The 18,788-nt window shown below is 63.3% G+C and carries 19 protein-coding genes; 11 read left to right on the plus strand and 8 right to left on the minus strand.

Annotated features, from left to right (window positions below; genetic code table 11):
- The first annotated feature begins 87 nt into the window (after window positions 1–87).
- The gene (locus AC3WJD_RS06985; protein WP_492745761.1) at window positions 88–453 is read left to right on the plus strand and encodes a Rieske (2Fe-2S) protein; all 366 of its coding nucleotides are present in this window, start codon (window positions 88–90) and stop codon (window positions 451–453) included.
- Here the strand turns inward: AC3WJD_RS06985 and AC3WJD_RS06990 are convergent.
- Window positions 446–1,204 carry a ThuA domain-containing protein gene (locus AC3WJD_RS06990; protein WP_492745763.1) on the minus strand — a complete coding sequence of 253 codons (759 nt, stop codon included), beginning with the start codon at window positions 1,202–1,204 and terminating at the stop codon, window positions 446–448. The genes AC3WJD_RS06985 and AC3WJD_RS06990 overlap by 8 nt on opposite strands.
- Before the next feature lie 13 nt (window positions 1,205–1,217).
- Entirely contained in the window at window positions 1,218–1,979 is a 762-nt protein-coding gene (locus AC3WJD_RS06995) for an SDR family NAD(P)-dependent oxidoreductase (RefSeq protein WP_492745764.1), read from the minus strand.
- A 163-nt stretch (window positions 1,980–2,142) separates the two neighbouring features.
- On the opposite strand from AC3WJD_RS06995, the gene AC3WJD_RS07000 reads away from it, so the two are divergent.
- From AC3WJD_RS07000 to AC3WJD_RS07010, 3 genes are all read left to right on the plus strand, one after another.
- A complete protein-coding gene (locus AC3WJD_RS07000) occupies window positions 2,143–3,654 on the plus strand; it encodes a fatty acid--CoA ligase (protein WP_492745766.1) in 1,512 nt (503 codons plus the stop codon).
- Window positions 3,655–3,728: 74 nt separating this feature from the next.
- A complete protein-coding gene (locus tag AC3WJD_RS07005; protein WP_492745767.1) occupies window positions 3,729–4,151 on the plus strand; it encodes a nuclear transport factor 2 family protein in 423 nt (140 codons plus the stop codon).
- 24 nt (window positions 4,152–4,175) lie between these two features.
- Complete coding sequence (locus AC3WJD_RS07010; RefSeq protein ID WP_492745769.1) at window positions 4,176–4,475, plus strand: putative quinol monooxygenase; 300 nt, start codon at window positions 4,176–4,178, stop codon at window positions 4,473–4,475.
- Between the two features lie 6 nt (window positions 4,476–4,481).
- On the opposite strand, the gene AC3WJD_RS07015 is transcribed toward AC3WJD_RS07010, so the two are convergent.
- From AC3WJD_RS07015 to AC3WJD_RS07025, 3 genes are read right to left on the minus strand one after another with little or no spacing between them, the layout of a single operon-like run.
- Window positions 4,482–5,264 carry an SDR family oxidoreductase gene (locus AC3WJD_RS07015; protein ID WP_492745771.1) on the minus strand — a complete coding sequence of 261 codons (783 nt, stop codon included), beginning with the start codon at window positions 5,262–5,264 and terminating at the stop codon, window positions 4,482–4,484.
- A 15-nt stretch (window positions 5,265–5,279) separates the two neighbouring features.
- Window positions 5,280–6,062, minus strand: coding sequence for an SDR family NAD(P)-dependent oxidoreductase (locus AC3WJD_RS07020; protein ID WP_492745773.1), 783 nt, complete (start codon window positions 6,060–6,062; stop codon window positions 5,280–5,282).
- Window positions 6,063–6,075: 13 nt separating this feature from the next.
- Window positions 6,076–6,882 carry an SDR family NAD(P)-dependent oxidoreductase gene (locus AC3WJD_RS07025; RefSeq protein ID WP_492745775.1) on the minus strand — a complete coding sequence of 269 codons (807 nt, stop codon included), beginning with the start codon at window positions 6,880–6,882 and terminating at the stop codon, window positions 6,076–6,078.
- A gap of 247 nt (window positions 6,883–7,129) precedes the next feature.
- Between AC3WJD_RS07025 and AC3WJD_RS07030 the strand changes: the two genes are divergently transcribed.
- From AC3WJD_RS07030 to AC3WJD_RS07050, 5 genes are all read left to right on the plus strand, one after another.
- A complete protein-coding gene (locus tag AC3WJD_RS07030; RefSeq protein ID WP_492745776.1) occupies window positions 7,130–9,640 on the plus strand; it encodes a TonB-dependent receptor in 2,511 nt (836 codons plus the stop codon).
- Between the two features lie 13 nt (window positions 9,641–9,653).
- Window positions 9,654–10,052: a nuclear transport factor 2 family protein gene (locus tag AC3WJD_RS07035; RefSeq protein ID WP_492745778.1), complete on the plus strand. Its 399-nt coding sequence runs from the start codon at window positions 9,654–9,656 to the stop codon at window positions 10,050–10,052.
- Between the two features lie 92 nt (window positions 10,053–10,144).
- Window positions 10,145–11,485 carry an aromatic ring-hydroxylating oxygenase subunit alpha gene (locus tag AC3WJD_RS07040; protein ID WP_492745779.1) on the plus strand — a complete coding sequence of 447 codons (1,341 nt, stop codon included), beginning with the start codon at window positions 10,145–10,147 and terminating at the stop codon, window positions 11,483–11,485.
- Window positions 11,482–12,075 (plus strand): carboxymuconolactone decarboxylase family protein, encoded by a 594-nt coding sequence (locus AC3WJD_RS07045; protein ID WP_492745781.1) that lies wholly within the window; start codon window positions 11,482–11,484, stop codon window positions 12,073–12,075. Before AC3WJD_RS07040 ends, AC3WJD_RS07045 begins: the two co-directional genes overlap by 4 nt.
- Window positions 12,076–12,417: 342 nt before the next feature.
- Window positions 12,418–14,793, plus strand: a complete 2,376-nt coding sequence (locus tag AC3WJD_RS07050) for a TonB-dependent receptor (RefSeq protein WP_492745782.1) — start codon at window positions 12,418–12,420, stop codon at window positions 14,791–14,793.
- A gap of 30 nt (window positions 14,794–14,823) precedes the next feature.
- On the opposite strand, the gene AC3WJD_RS07055 is transcribed toward AC3WJD_RS07050, so the two are convergent.
- Both AC3WJD_RS07055 and AC3WJD_RS07060 read right to left on the minus strand, forming a co-directional pair.
- Window positions 14,824–15,399 carry a TetR/AcrR family transcriptional regulator gene (locus tag AC3WJD_RS07055; protein WP_492745784.1) on the minus strand — a complete coding sequence of 192 codons (576 nt, stop codon included), beginning with the start codon at window positions 15,397–15,399 and terminating at the stop codon, window positions 14,824–14,826.
- 3 nt (window positions 15,400–15,402) lie between these two features.
- Entirely contained in the window at window positions 15,403–16,815 is a 1,413-nt protein-coding gene (locus tag AC3WJD_RS07060; RefSeq protein ID WP_492745786.1) for an aromatic ring-hydroxylating oxygenase subunit alpha, read from the minus strand.
- Between the two features lie 153 nt (window positions 16,816–16,968).
- Here AC3WJD_RS07060 and AC3WJD_RS07065 point away from each other — a divergent pair, with 153 nt between their 5' ends.
- Together AC3WJD_RS07065 and AC3WJD_RS07070 are read left to right on the plus strand one after the other, a co-directional pair.
- Complete coding sequence (locus tag AC3WJD_RS07065) at window positions 16,969–18,057, plus strand: aromatic ring-hydroxylating oxygenase subunit alpha (protein WP_492745788.1); 1,089 nt, start codon at window positions 16,969–16,971, stop codon at window positions 18,055–18,057.
- Window positions 17,948–18,310, plus strand: a complete 363-nt coding sequence (locus AC3WJD_RS07070) for an SRPBCC family protein (RefSeq protein WP_492745790.1) — start codon at window positions 17,948–17,950, stop codon at window positions 18,308–18,310. The genes AC3WJD_RS07065 and AC3WJD_RS07070 overlap by 110 nt, the downstream gene beginning before the upstream one ends.
- Window positions 18,311–18,320: 10 nt before the next feature.
- On the opposite strand, the gene AC3WJD_RS07075 is transcribed toward AC3WJD_RS07070, so the two are convergent.
- The coding region (locus tag AC3WJD_RS07075; protein ID WP_492745792.1) for an oxidoreductase C-terminal domain-containing protein at window positions 18,321–18,788 on the minus strand (468 nt) is incomplete at its 5' end.

An 18,788-nucleotide genomic window follows, 5' to 3' on the forward strand; every position in this document is an offset into this window, starting at 1 on the left:
CAGCTATTACAAGCATCAATTGCTGGCAGGCCGGAGAAAAGACAGCCTGCAGGCAAAGACGAGGCGAAGAGGCAGGATCTTCCCGGAATGAGCGAAACCTATCATCGTGTGGTCAAGGCCTCGGAGGTCGAGGAGCGGGCGATGCTCCCCTTCATCGTCAACCGCTGGCCCGTCTTCATCTGCCGTGAGGAGGGCAAGCTGCATGTCCTCATCAACCGCTGCACCCACGCCGCCTCTGCGCTGGCGCCCGAGGGCAAGGTTCGTCGCGGATCAGTTATGTGCCCGCTCCACGGCGCGCGCTTCAAGCTCGACACAGGCGAAAGTCTGGGCGGCGTCAATTACAAGTCGCTGACGCTCTTTCCGTGGCGCGAGACCGAGGATGGCTGGATCGAGGTCGCGGTACCCGACGCGGCGCCGGGCGCGGAGCATCTTCCGGTAAAGCCGCTCAGCTGAGTGCGGGCTCCTTCACCCAGGCGATGCCGCGGCGTAGCAGATCGTAAAAGACCGGCAGGTCCCACGCACAGCGATCGACCGTCGGCCAGAATTCGAGATGCGGCTGCATGTCGTAATGGCCGCGGCAATGGCCGAGCGTGTTGTAGAGCACCGCGCCGTCGCCATGCTTCTTGATGTAGAGCACGGGGTGGACGTCATGCGCCCATTGGTCCTCGTCGAAACCCGTTGCTTCCCCCCCGAACTCGGTCTTGAGCAGGACATGGAGGTCGCCGTGCCGCTCCATCAGATAGAGCTCGTCGGTGGTCTCGAACGGTTCGATCCCCCGCGTGAGCGGGTGATCCGGATCTGCGACGGTGACAGGATAGGGCGCGATCGGCGGATGCGCGATGAACTGGGTTCCGAGCGTTTCCATGAAGAGCGGCGCCCAGCGCGGGCTGCCATAGAGGCCGTTGTCGAACAGGCGCAGCACCGAGTTGGTGCCGTGCAGCGCGTACCAGCGCCCGCCGCCCCTCACATAATCGCGCAGCGCCTCCTGGACGTGGAGCGGGGGAATCACGTCGCAGGTATAGGTGATCAGGAAATCGGCGGCGCGGATCGCGTCGATATTCGTATAGTCTTCGAACACGCGCGTCCGGATCCGTTCGTCCTCGGCGAGCAGTTTGAGGAGTTCGAGGCGCGCGAAATCGAAATCGTGGTAAAGCCCGCCCGCAATCAGCACGCAGTTTATCCGCTTCTGCGGCTCGTCGCCCATCTCCATCCCTCCGCTAGAACTGTACGCCCTTGGTGAAGCCGCCGTCCACCAGCAGGTTGGCGCCGGTCATGAAACGGCACGCGGGCGACGCGACGAATGCGATCGCGCGCGCGACCTCTTCGCCCGAGCCCATGCGCCCCATCGGGATCTGTCCCAATATGCCCTTGTAGAAATCGGGCATGGCGGTCTTGATCTGGTCCCAGGCGCGGCCCTCCATCTCGATCGGGCCGGGGGAGATACAATTGGCGCGGATGCCTTCGGGTGCGAGCTTCTGGGCAAGCGCGGCGGTGTAGTTGATGACCGCCGCCTTGAGCGCGTTATAGGCGCCGGGGCCCATGAACTCCTCCAGTGCTGCGGTGGAGGAAATCGTCACGATCGCGCCGGCATCGGATTTCTGAAGCGCCGGCAATGCCGCCTGGACGCCGCGCACAAGCGGCAAGATGTCGGCGTCGAAGACCGCGCGCCAGCCGGCCTCGTCGTCGACGCCGGTATTGGCCGAGGTGAAGGAAATGAAGATGTCGCAACCACCAAGCTCGCTGGCGGCGCTGCCGATCCAGTCCGAGTGGGCAGCAGCGTCGGTCACGTCGACCGCGCCGCCGAAAATCTTCGTGCCGTAATCGCCAAGGGCACCCACGGCAGCGTCGACGCTATCCTGCGAGCGCGAGCAGAGCGCGATGTCGCAGCCTTCGCTCGCCAGGACCCTTGCGGTTGCAAGCCCGATGCCGTGGCTCGCGCCGACGAGTACGGCCTTTCTGCCTTTGAGCCCCAGGTCCATCTTCCGTCTCCATTCCAGCTTTCGGCGCAGCTTAATCGGCGGCGCGGCATTCTGCACTGGCGTTTCCATCAGTGGCCGGAGGACTTATCCAAATTGACAGGGGCGCCGTGACAGCGTCTCCGGTATCCCTGGGACATCGCGATGAGGGAGAGGCGCAGCGTCCATGGAGCAACCCGTCCTTGCCGACATGATCCGCGCCCACGCCGGCGAGCGGCCCGATGCGGTCGCGTTGATCTTCGAAGATCGCGAAACAAGCTACGGCATGTTCGATCGCAACACGAACCGCGTGGCGCAGGGCCTGATCGCCGCGGGGCTGCAGCCCGACGAACGCGTCGCCTATCTCGGCAAGAACAGCGATCATTATTTCGAGTACTGGCTGGGCGCGGCCAAGGCGGGGCTGGTGCTCGTGCCCGTCAACTGGCGGCTCGCGCCGCCCGAGATCGCCTATGTGCTCACGGATTCGGCGCCGAGGCTCATTCTTGCGGAGCCTGAGTTTCTCGATCGGCTGGATCCGTCGGCGGGGTACCGTATCCTCTCGACCGAAGATTTCGCATCTTGGCGGAAAATACAGAGCGATGCAGACCCGCACCGCGACGCCGCGCATGACGCGCCGGTGCTTCAGCTCTATACCTCGGGCACCACGGGCAATCCCAAGGGTGCGCTGCTGACCAATCGCAGCCTGCTTTCGCTGCGTGCGGATACGCCACCCGATCAGCTTCCCGAATGGCACCGCTGGAGCGCGGAGGATGTCAGCCTGATCGCGATGCCCAATTTCCATATCAGCGGATCGGGATGGGGCCTCTGGACGCTCCAGCACGGCGCGAAGGGCGTGATCGTTCGGGAATTCGATCCGCATCAGGTCCTCGAACTGCTCACGCGATACGGGATCACCAAGATCATGATGGTGCCGACCGCGATGCGGATCGTCTGCGAGCACCCCGACGCGGCGGGCACCGATTTCAGCTTCCTCAAATATATGTGCTACGGGGGGTCGGCGATCCCGCTCGATCTGCTGCGCCAGGCGATCGCGGTCTTCAACTGCGGATTCGTGCAGATGTACGGCATGACCGAGACCGCGGGAACGATCGTCGCGCTTCCGCCCGAGGATCATGATCCAGCAGGCAACCAGCGGATGCGCAGCGTCGGGATTCCTCTTCCCGGGGTCGAGGTGAAGATCCTCGACGCGGACGGAAACGATGTGCCGCGCGGCGAGGTGGGCGAGATCGCGTCGCGATCGAGCGCCAACATGGCAGGCTATTACAACCGGCCCGAGGCCACGGCCGAGACGATCGATGCCGAGGGTTGGCTGCGCACGGGCGATGCCGGTTACATGGACGAGGACGGCTATATCTACCTCGCCGACCGCATCAAGGACATGATCATAACCGGAGGCGAGAACGTCTACCCGGCCGAGGTTGAGAACGCGCTCTACAGCCACCCGCAGGTGAGCGATGTCGCCGTCATCGGCGTGCCCGACGCGAAATGGGGGGAGGCGGTGAAGGCGATCGTCGTTCCCGTCGACGGTGAGCAGCCGGATCCGGCGGCGCTGATCGCCTGGGCGCGCGAGCGCATCGCCGGGTACAAGGCGCCCAAGTCCGTCGATTTCCGCGACAGCCTGCCACGCAATCCATCGGGCAAGATCCTGCGCCGGCTGCTGCGCGACGAATATCGCTGACCTCGCTCTTTCGGCAGGTCAATCGCGCGAACGAAGCCCCTAGCCTCAAGTCTGACACAGCATCGGAGAGGGACATGACAGCCAATTTCACGGGGCCGCTCGAAGATCGCGTCGCGATCCGCGAGGTGCTCGAAACCTATGCCGATGCGGTCAATCGCTATGACGAGGCGCTCTGGGCCTCGCTCTGGGTCGAGGACAGCCATTGGGACCTGTCGCACTATCCCGAACTCGGCATCGTCGATGGCAAGGCCGCCATTGTCGAGCTCTGGCGGAGCGCGATGCCCGCCTATCCAAAGCTCAGCTTCATCCTCAGCGTGGGCTCGATCAGGGTCGATGGTGACCGCGCCGACGCGCGCACCTATTTTTCGGAAGTCTATGAGGAACCCGGGACGCTCAAGGATAAGCGCGCGCGGGCCTGCTACAACGACAAGCTCGTCAAGCGCGACGGCAAGTGGTTCCTCCAGAGCCGCGTCTTCAACATCATCCACCAGACCTGATACGTCATCGAGGGAGCCAAAAGCATGATCGTCATCACCGGCCAGATCTTCACCGACAAGGAAACGCTGCCCGCGCTCTACGCACGGCTGCAGGCGCTCGTAGAGCCATCGCGGCAGGAGGATGGCTGTCACTTCTATCACATGGCGCTTGAGGACGAGGAGAAGGGGGTCATCCTGGCGGCTGAGGGATGGCGCGACAGGGCGGCGCTGGAAAAGCACCTGTCACTGCCGTCGATCGCAAAGCTGCTCGCGGACTTCGAGGGCAAGTTTTCGAACGACGTCCAGATCCACGACGTGACGGCGTCGGAGAAGATGGGGGTCTGATCGCGATCAGACCCCGGGCAGGCCCGCGGTCGAGCCGCCGTCGATCACCATCTCGGCGCCCGTCACGAAACGGGCGTCGTCCGATGCCAGATAGATCACGAGCGCCACGATCTCCTCCGCCTCGCCCATGCGTCCCATGGGCGCAATGTTCTCCAGCATCGCACGCGCGGCCTTGGGATCGGGGGCGCCGTTGATCGCGCCTTTGATGAGCGGGGTCTCGACCACGCCGGGATGGATCGTGTTGCAGCGGATGTTGAGCCTGCTCTTCGCGCAATGGATCGCGACCGACTTGGCGAGCAGGCGGAGCGCACCCTTGGTGGTCGAATAGGCAACGTCGCCCGCAAGCGCCAATATGCCGTTGATCGAGCTGTTGATGATGATCGATCCGCCCGCACCGCCGGGATTCTCCTTCATCATCGCGATCGCATTCTGGCAGGTCAGCATCGAGCCAGTCAGGTTGATGTCGACGATCGACTTCCACGCGTCGAGCGCGATGGTTTCGATATCGCTGTCCCCGGTATTGACCCCCGCATTGGCGAACGCGATGTCGAGCCGGCCGAAATTGTCGCGCCCCGCGGCCATCACGCGCCCCCAGCCCTTGGCGTCCTGCACCGCGTGCCGCACGAAAACCGCGCCCGTCTCAGCCGCGATCTTCGTGCCGGCATCCTCATTGTTGCCCGTGAAGACGACCTTGGCGCCCGCCGCCACCATCCCGCGCACCGCGGCTTCGCCGATGCCATTGGTGCCGCCGGTGACCAGTGCGACCTTGTCCTGAAGCTTGCCCGCCATCCCATCCGTTCCCTTTTATCTTGCGGTCATGCCGCCATCGATCACCAGTTCCGATCCCGTCATGAAGCTGGCTCCGGACGAACAGAGATAGACGATTCCGGCCGCGATTTCTTCGGGTTCGCCCATGCGGTTCATCGCGTGGCCCGCGGTCACGATCTCGCGCGCGGTCTCGAGGTCGGGAAAGAGCCCGGCCTCGACATAGCGGGCGTAGATGGTGTGCATCATGTCGGTGTCGATGCCGCCGGGATGGACGCTGTTCACGCGGATCGGCCAGCCCAGCATCGCATATTCGGCGGCCGCGCTCTTGGTGAAGAGGCGAACCGCGCCCTTGCTCGTGCAATAGGCCGCCATCAAGGCGGCGCCTTTGAGACCGCCGACCGATGACAGGTTGACGATCGAAGAGCCGCCCTTGCGCGCTTCGCCGCTCGTTCGGAGGAGTTCCGCCGCCGCCTTGGTTCCGAGGAACAGTCCCTCGACATTGACCGCCATGCACTGGCGCCATTCGGCAAGGCTGGTCTCGGCGATGCTGTTGGTGACCGATATGCCGGCATTGTTGACGAGGTTGTCGAGCCGGCCATGGTCCGCGCCGATCCTGCCGATCAGCGCAGTCCAGCCACTCTCGTCGGTGACGTCGAGCTGGCGGTATTCGGCAGCGCCCTCGACGGCGGCTTCACGTCCGATATCGGAGGCGATCACGGTAGAGCCGGCGTCCGCGAGCGCCTTGACCGTCGCCCGGCCGATGCCGCCGGTGGCGCCCGTGACGAGCGAGACCGTGCCTGAAAGATCGAAGGGCGACATCGTTCCTCTCCTGTCAGCGCGCGGTCCAGCCGCCATCGACGACGACCTCGCTGCCCGTCATGTAGCTTGCATCGTCGCTTGCGAGAAAGGCCACGACCTTGCCGATCTCGACAGGTTGCGCGAGCCGTTTGATCGGCGTCGTCTCGGCCATTGCGTCGATCAGCTGCTGCGCGGTCATCGTGCCGTCGCGTTCCGCCCATCGCTCCATGCCCTTGTGCAGCAGCGGTGTCTCGACGAAGCCGGGATGGACGCTGTTGACGCGGATCGGCACGCCGGCGTCCGCGAATTCGAGCGCGTTCGACTTGGAGAAAAGCCGGACCGCGCCCTTGGAAGCATTGTAGGCGGAGACCTCGCCCATGCCGACCAGCCCCATGATCGAGCTGATGTTGATGATGCTCGAACCATAGGGTGTCTTCGCGCCGCTTTTCGCCAGCAGCGGCTGGAAGGTCTTGGTTCCCAGAAACACGCTGTCGACGTTGAGCGTCATGAGGCGCCGCCAGTCGGTCAGCGCGAGATCCTGGACCTTGCCCGTCAGATCGGCGCCGACATTGTTGACCAGGACATCGAGGCCGCCGAAATCCCGCTCCACACGGCTGCGGACGGCCTGCCAGTCCTCTTCCGATGTCGCGTCCAACCGGATGTAACTGGCGTTTTTGATAGCCTCGGTGACAGAACCCACATCGGCGCTGTCCTCGATATCGAGATCGGTGAGGATCGTGGTCGCGCCATCAGCGGACAGGCATTCGGCGATGGCGCGGCCGATGCCTCGTAACGCTCCGGAAACAAGCGCAATCCTTCCCTCGAGCCTTGCTCCGGCCATCGTTCCCATCCTCTCGCGTGGTGCCCTGGATCCCGGCGGCACTCGGATCGCGCTGTTTTCACCCCTGCCTCGGTGCTTCACACCTGCATCTTTTCACAGGGTGACGCACCCGTCGTCTCGCGCGCATGAAGCATTGTGTCGAGCCTTCGCGATTGGGGAGCGATTGGCTTGTGCGGAAAAGGAGTGTCGTCCGACTGCTGGCTGGATCCACGGCTGCGGCGCGCGACAGCATAGAGGGGCCTGAAAGATGACCAAACAGTCTCTCGTGACGGCGCGGGTGGCAACGTGCAGCCTGCTGGCCATGTCGATTGCCATCGCGACACCGGCGCAAGCCCAGGAAACCGCGCCACCGCCTGCACCCGTTGACGCAGTTGCCCAGCAGCCGCCCGCCGAAGGCGGCGTTGCCGACATCGTGGTCACCGCGCGCAAACGCGCGGAGAGCGTGCAGGACATTCCCGTTGCGGTCACCGCTCTTTCAGCCGAGCTGATCGATCGCCAGGATATCAGCAGTCTCGAAAAGCTCGCAGCACGCACGCCCAATTTCAATGTCGGTCGGGCGTCGAACGGATCGGGCGCGCAGTTGACGCTGCGCGGCATTGGCTCGTCCTCGACGTCGATCGGCATCGAGCAATCCGTCGCGATCGTCGTCGATGGCGTCTATTACGGCCAGGGTCGCATCATCCAGGAAGGGTTCTTCGATCTCGACCGGATGGAGATCTTGAAGGGCCCGCAGGCGCTCTTCTTCGGCAAGAACGCAACCGCAGGCGTGATCTCGCTGACGACCGCCGATCCCACCGACGAACTCGAATGGCGCGTTCGCGCATCCTACGAGTTCAAGTCGGAACAGGTCCAGGGCGAGGTCATCGGCTCCGGTCCGCTGAGCGACACGCTCGGGCTTCGTGTTGCGCTGCGCGGATCGAAGATGTTCGGCGGATACTACCGCAATGTCGCCGATCCGGTGACCTATGCTACGGTCGATATCCAGGACATTCTTGCGGGCCGCCCGCCGACGCCCGTTGGCCATGTCGCTTCGCCCGCGGCGCGTGAGGCGCCGGGCGAGGAGGAGTTTCTGGGCCGCGTAACGCTGAAGTGGCAGCCCGATGATCGGTTTACCGCAACGCTCAAGGCATCGGGCGACTACAACACCGTCAACAATTCGTCCTGGAACTATGTCGCCTTTAACTGTCCGACCGGATCGTCACAGCTTAACGGCTTTCCCTGCAAGCGCGATTTCGTGACGCACCAGAACAACATCCCGTCGGACATCGCAGTGAATTTCCCGTTCTCCAAGTCCGACGGACAATTGTTCAACACATACCGATCCTTCGCCGTGACGGCGAACCTCAACTACGAACTGGACGACGTCACGCTCACATCGGTCAGCAACTATAACTGGAACAACAACCGGTGGGCCTGCGCCTGCGACTTCCAGTCGAGCGCTATAGGAACCTGGGCAACCGAGAATTCGAGCTATGATGCCTTTTCCTCGGAGTTACGCGCGTTGACGACCTTTGACGGGCCGATCAATCTGATGGTCGGTGGTCTCTACCAGAAAACCAACCGCGATTTCGAGCAATTCATCATGTTCGCGAACCTCGAAAACTCGGCCGCGTCGCCGCAGAACCGCTATCTGGCGACGACCAAGACGAGTTTCACCGATGGCGAGACGCTCGCCGCTTTCGGCCAGGTCACCTGGAAGGTGATTCCAACCGTCGAACTTGCGGGGGGTGTTCGCTACACGCACGAAACCAAAGACAGCTTCTTCACCCAACCCTATAATAACCCCGGTGTGACGGGCATCTTCCGCGATCAGCTCGATCCCGACGGATTGGGTGAGGTGTTCGCGAACCAGACCTTCAACGACTGGTCGCCCGAAGCGACGATCACGTGGAAGCCGACCGACGACATCCTGGTCTATGGTGCCTACAAGACCGCCTATAAATCGGGTGGCTTCTCGAACGGCGGCATCAACTCCAAGTTTTCGCTGACCCCGCTCGAGGACCTTACCTTCGATCCCGAAAACGCGCGTGGCTTTGAAGCCGGCGTGAAGACGACGCTGCTCGACAACCAGCTCCGTTTTAACGTCGGTGCCTACACCTATGCCTATAAGGACCTCCAGGTCGACTTCTTCAACTCGCCGATCTTCGCCTTTCAGACATTGACCGCCGATGCGCGCACCAAGGGCGTGGAGGTGGAGGTGGAATACGCGCCCCATGCGGTTCAGGGCCTCAACGTGCATGGTTCGATCAACTACAACCGCGCGCGCTACACCGACTTCCCCGATGCACCCTGCTATGCGGGGCAAAGCCAGGCGGAGGGATGCAATGTCCTGGTGACGACGCCTTCGGGCACCTTCACGCGCCAGAATCTTGCCGGAAAACCGCTGTCGGTGGCGCCCGAATGGACCGGGGCGTTCGGTGCCAGCTACGACACGACCGTCGGCAATGGCTTCAAGCTCGGGCTGTCGGCAGACATGCGCTACAGCGACAGCTATCTGGCCTCGGCCTTCGGCAATCCGGACTCGCGCCAGGACAGCTATGTGACGTTCGACGCGAGCATCCGCTTCGGCGCGGAGGACGATCGATGGGAGGTCGCGCTGATCGGCAAGAACCTGACCAACGAGTTCTATGTGACCGGCGTGGTCGACGGGCCGTCCACGGGCGGTGCCTCGGGCGGGCTTGTTCCGGCGCATGCCGACCAACTCGGCTTCGGAACGCTGCCGCGCACGGTGCAGCTTCAGCTCACGGCGAAGTTCTAGGTGGAGAAGTGGATTGGATACCCGGACAAGGATCGAGAATCTCTATGCGCTGACCGCGGTCGGCAAATGGGATGAGGTCGAGGCGCAACTGACCGACGACTTCAGGATCGTGGAGGCCGACAGCCTGCCCTATGGCGGGGTCTATGAAGGCAAGGATGCGCTTCAGCGGCTCTACACCGTTGTCTTCGGCTATTGGGACGACCCCTCGATCGAGATGCACGACATCGTCGTCTCGGAATCGAACGCGATCGGGCTGCTCACCATCCATGCGACCGCCCGGCAGACGGGTGAGCGCATGGCGTTGAAGGTCGCCGAGGTCTTTCACCTGCGCGGCGACAAGATCTGCGGCATCACGCCCTATTATTTCGATACGGCAGCGATCGTCCGCGCCGTGGGCAAGGTCGTCGCCTGACCAGCAGGCCCGACGCTGGCCGAAGCGCTAGTTTTTCGCAATGCGTGCCGGGAGCAAGATGGGCGCGACCTCATTTCCCCCGGAGAGATGCCGTGAACAATCCGATTCCCCATCCGCTCACCATGGACGGGCGGGACCCGAGCAATCTGCGCGGCGATCCGATCACCGGTGACCGTTACACCTCCAAGGAGTTCGCGCAAAAGGAATGGGACCATATGTGGACGCGGATCTGGCATGTCGCCGGCCGGACCGCCGAGCTCGAGGAGCCGGGCGACTATATCGTCCACGACTTCATGCATGAATCCGTCTTCTGCGTTCGTCAGGAGGACGGATCGATCAAGGCCTTCTACAACACGTGCGGCCATCGGGGGCAGCGGCTCGTCTGGGACAGCTCAAGCGTGAGCCAGGGGTTCCAGTGCCCCTATCATGGCTGGCTGTGGGGCAAGGACGGCGTTCTCAGAAACGCGCAGGACCCGCATGATTTCCCGGGTGGCAATCCGTGCGGCAAGCTGAAGCTGCGCGAGCTGCGCTGCGACACCTGGGGCGGCTTCGTCTGGTACACGATGAGCGACGATGCGCCGTCGCTGATGGAGTTCCTCGATCCGATCCCTGAGATCTACAAGAACTATCCGATGGATACCGCAGTCCGCGTGCTGTGGATGAAGATCGATCTCAACACCAACTGGAAATTCTCGACAGACAATTTCAGTGAATCCTACCACACGCGCACCGCACATCCGCAGGTGCCGCCCTGGATCGACCAGGACGTCGATACCGCGCGCCACGAAATGTATCCGGGCGGCCATGGCCGGACGGTCCAGCCGATGCGCCCCTCGCTGTCCGACCGGTTGCCCGAGGGCGTGCCGCATCCCTTCGACTTCATCCTGAGGGAATGGGACATCGATCCCGAAGCCTATCCCGATTTCGAGACCAAGACGATGCAGGGCTGGCTCGACCTGAAGGCGGCGAAGCGCCGGCTCTGGAAGGAACGGGGCTATGTGCATTACGAGCATCTGGATGACGAAGAACTGACCGACAGCCCGCACACCGTCATCTTCCCGAACGTCACGCTGTCGTTCCTGCCCGACAATCTCATTTTCTTCCGGACCGAGCCGCATCGGGATGATCCCAACAAATGCACCTTCGACCTGTGGTGCATGGCCTATCCCGTAGCGGGGCAGACCGAGGTGGAATCGATCATGGCGGGCCCCAAGCCGCTCCGCGAGGCCGAGTTCGATCACCGCGACTTCGACAACGGCAAGGGCATCCCCGAACTCGAGGGGCAGATCGTCTTTCAGGACATGATGCTCGCCGACGGCCAGCAGCGCGGCATGCACTCGCGCGGCTATCGCGACGCCTATCTGTCGGGGCAGGAGACGCGCGTGCGCTTCTTCCACGAGGTGCTCAACGACTATATCGAAGGCCGCCGGTGAGCCGGATCGCCAAGCTCGACGTTGCCGACTGGGATGCCGAGCTGCGCGCCGTCTTCGCTGCCGATCAGGCTACGCCGCTCGAACAGGGCGCGATGCGGATGTTTGCGCACCGGCCGGCGATCGCCAAGGGCATTGTCGCGCTCGGCGCGGGGCTCAAGCAGGATCGTACGCTGCCCGAACGGCTGATCGAGCTCGTCCGGCTGCGCATCGCTTGGCACAACCAGTGTCGCAGCTGCATGGCGATCCGCTATCGTGACGCGGTCGAGGATGGGGTTGACGAGGCGTTGGTATGCTCGCTCGAACGGCCGGCCGAGGCGCCGGATCTGACCGCGGCGGAGCGTGCGGCGCTCGACTATGCCGACCGGTTCGCAACCGATCATCTGTCGATCGACGACGCCGTGCATGACGAATTGCGCCGGCATTTCGACGAGGGCCAACTCGTGGAACTCGGCTGCTGGGTGGCGTTCTGCGTCGGCTTCGGCCGGCTTGGCGCCAGCTGGGATATGGTCGAGGAGCTGCCCGACGCCTATCGCGCACGCGACGCCGGGCCGATCATGCCGTGGAGCGGTGATCCGATCATTGTGCGCTGAGCTGCCGGGTCAGCCCGCGGTCTTTGGTGCATGGAATTGCTCCACAGAGCGGGGGATATTTCCCCGCGCCTGCATTCGCGCACACGCTCCGGCGCCGCTACGTAAGCGGCTCCTACGCAAAATGACAGGTGCCTTGTTGCCGCACCCGCTCCTAGGATCAAAGCATGGAGAGACGGCTGCCTGACGGCAGCGAAATTCACTTTGGGTGGTGCTGGAGCGCAGCTCACCGTCCGCGGCATCGTGCCCGGCGGAACGCTGGACTGCATCCTGCGTCGCCGTGGGAGAGGCCGGGAAGCCGGTCAGAACAGAACCGGCTGCTGCCGGCATTCTGGGGAGGATAAAATGGCGCGCTGCGTGTTGACGATGACGCGATTACTGGCTTCGAGCGGAGCGCTCGGGCTGGTCCTTGCTACCCCGCTCTACGCACAGGAAGAGCCGCCGCCACCGGCCGAGGAGCCCCAGGCGAGCGAGGGGCTCGGCGACATCATCGTCACCGCGCAGAAGCGCGAGGAAAGCCTGCAAAGGGTGCCGATCTCGGTCACCGCGATCGACGGCTCTGCGATCGAATCCATGCATGCATCGACCTTGCAGGGCCTCAACGGCACCATCCCCAACATCCAGCTCAACAACTTCTCCAACACCCCCAATTCCGCAGTCATCAGCATCCGCGGTATCGGGGTCGTCGAACCCGATCCCTATGCGGGGAACACCGTGTCGATCGTCTATGACGGCGTGCCGCAATTCTTCTCGATGGGCGCGCTCGTCGACCTCTACGATATCGAGCGCATCGAGGTGCTGCGTGGGCCCCAGGGCACGCTGTTCGGGGCCAACACGACGGGCGGCGTGGTCAACATCGTGACTGCGCAGCCGACGGGTGAGCTCGGCGGCAAGTTCGAGGCGACGATCGGCAACTACCGCCGTTTCGACGCCGCCGGCGCCTTCGATCTCCCGATCATCAACGACGTTCTCGCGGCCAAGTTCGTGATCTCGCACAACCAGCGCGACGGGTTCTTCACCAACGTCGTCAACGGCAGCGATATGGGCCGCCGCAACACGACGATCTTTCGCGGCTATCTGAAGCTGACGCCGAGCGCCGATTTCGACGCCACGTTGATCGGCGAATATACGAGGGGGCGCAACGGCGCACCGGTGTTCCAGATCGGCGCATCGCCCGCCGAGGTTGGGCCCACCTTCGATCCAACCGATGGAGACGCGACCCAATTATATCCGGACGAGAACTTGTTCGTCCCGCCCGACATCAAGGGATACCCCAACCCCTGTCCTTCGCGGTTCCAGCCGTGCAAGGCGACCGACAAGCTGCTTGCCGCCAATGACACGGTTCCCGACATCAGCAATCTCGATACCTATCGCGCGACGCTGACGATGAACTGGCGCAGCTCGGGTGTCGGCGATCTCACCTCGATCACGGGATACAAGGACTTCCGTGTCTTCGAATATACCGATCAGGATCAGTCCCCGGTGTTCCTCGACGACACGCGCCGTTTGACCAAGGGATGGCAATTCAGCCAGGAGCTTCGCTCCGCGATCGACATCACCGACGCGATCAACGTGATCCTCGGCGGCTTTTACCTGAAGACGCACTACACGCATCAACAGGATTTCCGCATCCAGTTCGCGGCGCCCGGCCTGCTCCAGGTCAACACGCAGGATCAGGACAACTGGTCGCTTTCGGGCTTTGCTCAGGTCTATGCGAACGTGACCGACGAACTGCGGCTGCAGGGCGGCATCCGTTACACGCATGAAAAGACGTCGATGCTCGCCGCGACGCTCAATTCGATCAATCTGAGCGGCATGACCGATTTCGACGGCACGGGCAATGTGTCGCTGGGCGGCGTTGCACCGCCGCGGGGCACCAAATCCTGGGACAAGGTGGGCTGGAAGCTGGGGGCGGACTATCAGGCGACGTCCGATATCCTGCTTTACGGCTCATGGGCGCGCGGCTTCAAGTCGGGTGGTTTCACGGGGCGCATCGGCATCGCGTCCGACCTTGGCCCCTATAATCCCGAGGAAGTCGACACCTTCGAGCTCGGTATCAAGACCGACCTTTTCGATCGCCGGGTGCGCTTCAACCTGGGCGGGTTCTATACCAACTATCGCGACCTCCAGATCGCGCAGATCTATTTCGTCAACGATCCCGTCACGGGGCTGCCGGTGCAGGGGAACACCATCCTCAACGCGGGCAAGGCCGAGATCAAGGGCTTCGAGGCGGAGCTGACCGCGCTTCCCGTCGACGGTCTGACGCTGACGGGCTCGCTCGCCTATCTCGACGCGCAATATGAGGAATTCATCTATACGAGCCCCTTTACCGTCAGCCCCGCCAACCCGACGGGCATCCCGCAGGATCTGAAGGGCAATCCGCTCCAGAACTCGCCCAAATGGGCGGCCACTGCGGGCTTCACATACGAATTTCCGGTCGGCGGCGACAATTCGATCCGGCTGCACGCGCTCTACAGCTACACCGATTCCAAGTTCCTATCCTCGATCGACAATTCGCCGCGCTCCAGGATTCAGTCGACGCATCTGGTCGATGCCAATATCGACCTTGTCGGCGGCGATGGCTGGGAGCTTGGGGTCTGGGCGCGCAACATTTTCGACGAGCGCTATATCCAGAGTGTCTTCGACAATGTCGGCTATGGCGGGCTGGTGAGCTACCTCAACCCGCGCGAATATGGCGTCACCGCGAAATTCTCGTTCTGACGGGGAGTGTGTGGCGGTTTGGGAGATCGATCAGCCGAGCGCTTCGATCTCCGCCGCCAGCAGCGCGCGTTGGCGCGCCCGTGGCCAATCGGCGGGGTCATAGGTCGCCTGACCCGAAAGGCCCGTTACCACCGCAAGCAGACGCCGCGCCTGCATGTCGCGCGCGTCGGGCGACGCTGCCGGTATATCCGACGCGCTTTCCAGCAAGTCTACGATCATCAGCCGCGCCTCGCGGCCGCGCTGCTGCTGCTCCGCCATGAACTGCGGATCCTCCATCGCCATGCCCCAGAAGGCGAACCAGATCTTCCAGCGGTCGCGCCGGTCGCGATCGAGGGGCAGGATCGCCTCGAGACACTTCTGCAGGTCGGCGCCTGCGTCGCGCCGACGCTGCACGCGCGCGATCGTGTCGAACATCGCCATGCGATAGACGAAGAGCAGCAACGCGCGCTTGTTCTCGAAATAGTGCGAGACGATCGCGGTGCTGAACCCCGCGATCCGGGCGACATCGCGGACGGTGACGCCCTCGAGGCCTGAGGCCGCGATCAGTCGCGCCGCGATCGCCCCCACTTCGCGCCGGCGCGCTTCATGATCGACGATCAGCGGCATGGCTCATTCCGCCGCGAGCGGCGTGCCCTGAAGGCCAAGATAGGTATCGAGCGTCTGGTGGATGTGGCGGATGCGCGATTCCTGATAGTTGGAGAATGTCGCGGTCTTCTTCTTCGCGGCGCCCATGCCTTCCTGCATCCAGCCCATGTTTCCCGTGTCCTGGTCGTAAATGTCGCCGAGGCTCAGATCGACCCCGGGCACGCTCGAATAGCTGTCGTCGATCCCGATCCGCACCGGTTCATAGGGTTCGGGCCGTCCGCCCGGGGGCAGGGGGGCGAGCAGCAGCAGGTCGAACAGCGCCCTGGTCGGATCCATGCCCAGGGGGCGGAACCGGTAGATGATGGGAAACGACGGGGCGAGGAAGAAGTGGCCGTTGGGAAAGGCGAAATAGCCGACCGTATCGATGATCTCCGAGGTGCTGCGGTCGTCGAGGTCCTTGCCGCCCGCCTTGATCACCGACTTGAAATAATCGGCCATCACCTTGCGCGCCGAAACGCCCTCGGGAACCGTAAGCGCGTCGCCCACCGCGCTGCGATCGCCCAGCACGATCGTGTCGAGGATTTCCTGCTGGGACACGGTATCGCCGCTATAGGGGCTCGCCACGCCGGCAAGACTGATCAGCCGGTTAATGTGCGGGCCGAATGTGTCGTACTGCGTGTTGATGTCGCCCGTGCCGTTCTGGAGCTGCGGGTGCGTCACATGCGTATGATAGGATTCGAGGAAGGCTTCGGACGCAACCTTCCAGTTGCACGGCAGCTCCTTCTGGACATGGAGCGATACATAACGGTCCTCGAGTTCGGCATGCGCCGCATGCTCGGGGAGCGGCGCCAGATACTCTTCGAGCGACGGCGCGTCCTCGTCCATGCACACGAATACGAAGCCGCCCCATGCGCCGACGCGCGCCTCGGGCAGCCTGAATTCCTCCCGGTCGACATGCGGGAAATCCCACGCGCAGGGGAGATCGACCAGCTTGCCCTCGAGGCTCCAGGTCCAGCCGTGGAAGGGGCAGGCGAGCTTTGGGCTCCAGCCTTGGGTGAAGGAGGGCTTGAGCTTGGTGCCGCGGTGCAGGCAGGCGTTGTAATAGGCCTTGATCGATCCATCGTCGCTTCGCGTGATCACCAGCGAATAGGGGCCGATGTCATAGACATAGAAGTCTCCCGCCTCGGGGATGTGCTCCTCGCGACACGCCCATTGCCAGACGCGCGGCCACATCAGGTCCATCTCGGCCTTGAAGAATTCGGGGCTGGCATAGCGCTCGAACGGAATGTCGCGGTCGCCCAGGAAGCGATAGGATTCGATCTGATAGGATGCGGGCTGGCGCTCGGCGTCCGCATCGGCGCGGATCACGTCCTGCACGCTCGGCGCACCGGGGCAGCGCGCTTCACCTCGGGCGAGGGGCCGTTCGGCAATGTCCATCGTCACTCTCCTGTGGAATCGATCTATTTAAAACAGCTGTCATAAATAGGAACGCAGCGAAAGCTGCGGATTCCGCCAGTTTTGTGGACAAGGGACAGCGCCGATAAGAAATTCGCGCGGCGTTTTGCGTCAGCCGCCCGGATGGAGAGGCACATGCTGCAGACCAGACCGCCACAGACAAGCACCTATCCCGTCGTCCCCGAATGCGGGCAGATCGCGCTTCGCGGCGATCCGATCACGTCCGAACGCTATTACTCGCGCGATTGGGCGCAGGCCGAATGGGACCGGATGTGGACGCGCGTCTGGCACGTCGGCGGCCGCCTCGCGCAGCTCGAGGAGCCGGGCGATTTCGTCGTCCACAATTTCCTGAAGGAATCGGTGGTGCTGGTCCGCCAGCAGGACGGATCGGTGCGCGCCTTCTACAACAGCTGCCAGCATCGCGGGAACCGGCTCGTCTGGACCGATGCCGGCGCGGTCGCGCGCGGGCTCTCCTGCGCCTATCACGGCTGGCTCTGGGGCCTCGATGGCGTGCTGCTCGATGCGCAGGACCCCGACGATTTTCCGCAGGGCAATCCTTGCGGCAAGCTCAAACTCAAGGAAATTCCCTGCGCCAGCTGGGGCGGCTTCGTCTGGTACTCGATGGACCCAGAGGCCAAGCCGCTCGCCGATTATCTCCACCCCATGCCCGAGCTGCTCGCCGGGCGCGGCATGGACGATCTCGTCCGCGTCGTGTGGAAGACGGTCACGGTCAACACCAACTGGAAATTCTCGCCCGACAATTTCAACGAGAGCTACCACCTGCCGACGGTGCATCCGCAGATGCGGCAGATGATCGACGAGGATTACAGGAACACGGTCTTCGACATGTTCCCCGCCGGCCACAATCGCATGATCGAGCAGGGCCAGCCGTCGATGCGTGCAGACTTCCCCAACATGGTCGAACCGGTATGGGAAATGATGCTCGCCGACTGGGGACTCGATCCCGCCGAATTCGAGGGGCGATCACGCGAGGGGCGGCGCGCGCTGCAGGAGGCGAAAAGGCGGCTGGGTGCGGAGCGCGGCCATCGCTATTTCGACCGGCTGCTCGACGATGAGCTGACCGATTACTTCCACCAACACGCTCTTCCCCAACGTGACGATCACGGGCACGCCCGACGGCGTCCATTTCTTCCGCACCGAACCGCTCGCGACCGACCCCGAATGGTGCACCTTCGACTATTGGTACATGGTCCCGCGCATTGAGGGACGCGACGAGGTCGCGACGGTCTATGGCATGCGGCCCTATGAGGAGGCCGAGCACGAGGTCTCGACCTATGGAGACGGCCAGGGCGGCCATCATCTCGGCGATTTCATCGATCAGGATCTCGGCGTCGCGGTGGCGCAGCAGCAGGGTTTCCACTCGCGGGGCTATTCAGACCCATATCTGAGCGGACAGGAGGGACGCGTGCGGCGTTTCCACGAGGTGCTTAACGACTATATCGAAGGGCGTCGCTGACGCAGCGTGCCTACTCGGCAATGAGTTCCTTGAGCGGCACGCCAACGTCGGAGAGTTTCGCGGCGTCGGGCGACAGCCGTTCGGTGACGAGCTTGCGGCCCTGGACATAGTCCTTGGTGGCGTTGACGCAGTCGAGCGCGATGACGCGGCCCTGTTTCAGATAGACGATCGAGAAGGAGCGCGTCGCGGGATCGCCGCGCACGATCGCCGCGTCATGGTCGATCGAGAGGCCCACGGTCTGGAGCTTGAGGTCATACTGGTTCGACCAGAACCACGGCACCGCATGATAGGGCTGCGGATCGCCCATGATCGCCTTCGCCACGACATTGGCTTGGTCATTGGCGTTCTGCACCGATTCGAGCCGGATCCGCTGGCCGCCGGCAAAGTCGTTCTCGTGCGAGGCGCAGTCGCCGATCGCGTAGATGTCGGCAAGCGAGGTCCGGCAGAAGCGATCGACCTCGACCCCGTTGCCCCCCGC

The organism is Sphingobium sp. FW306-1B-F04DB, from assembly GCF_058781925.1.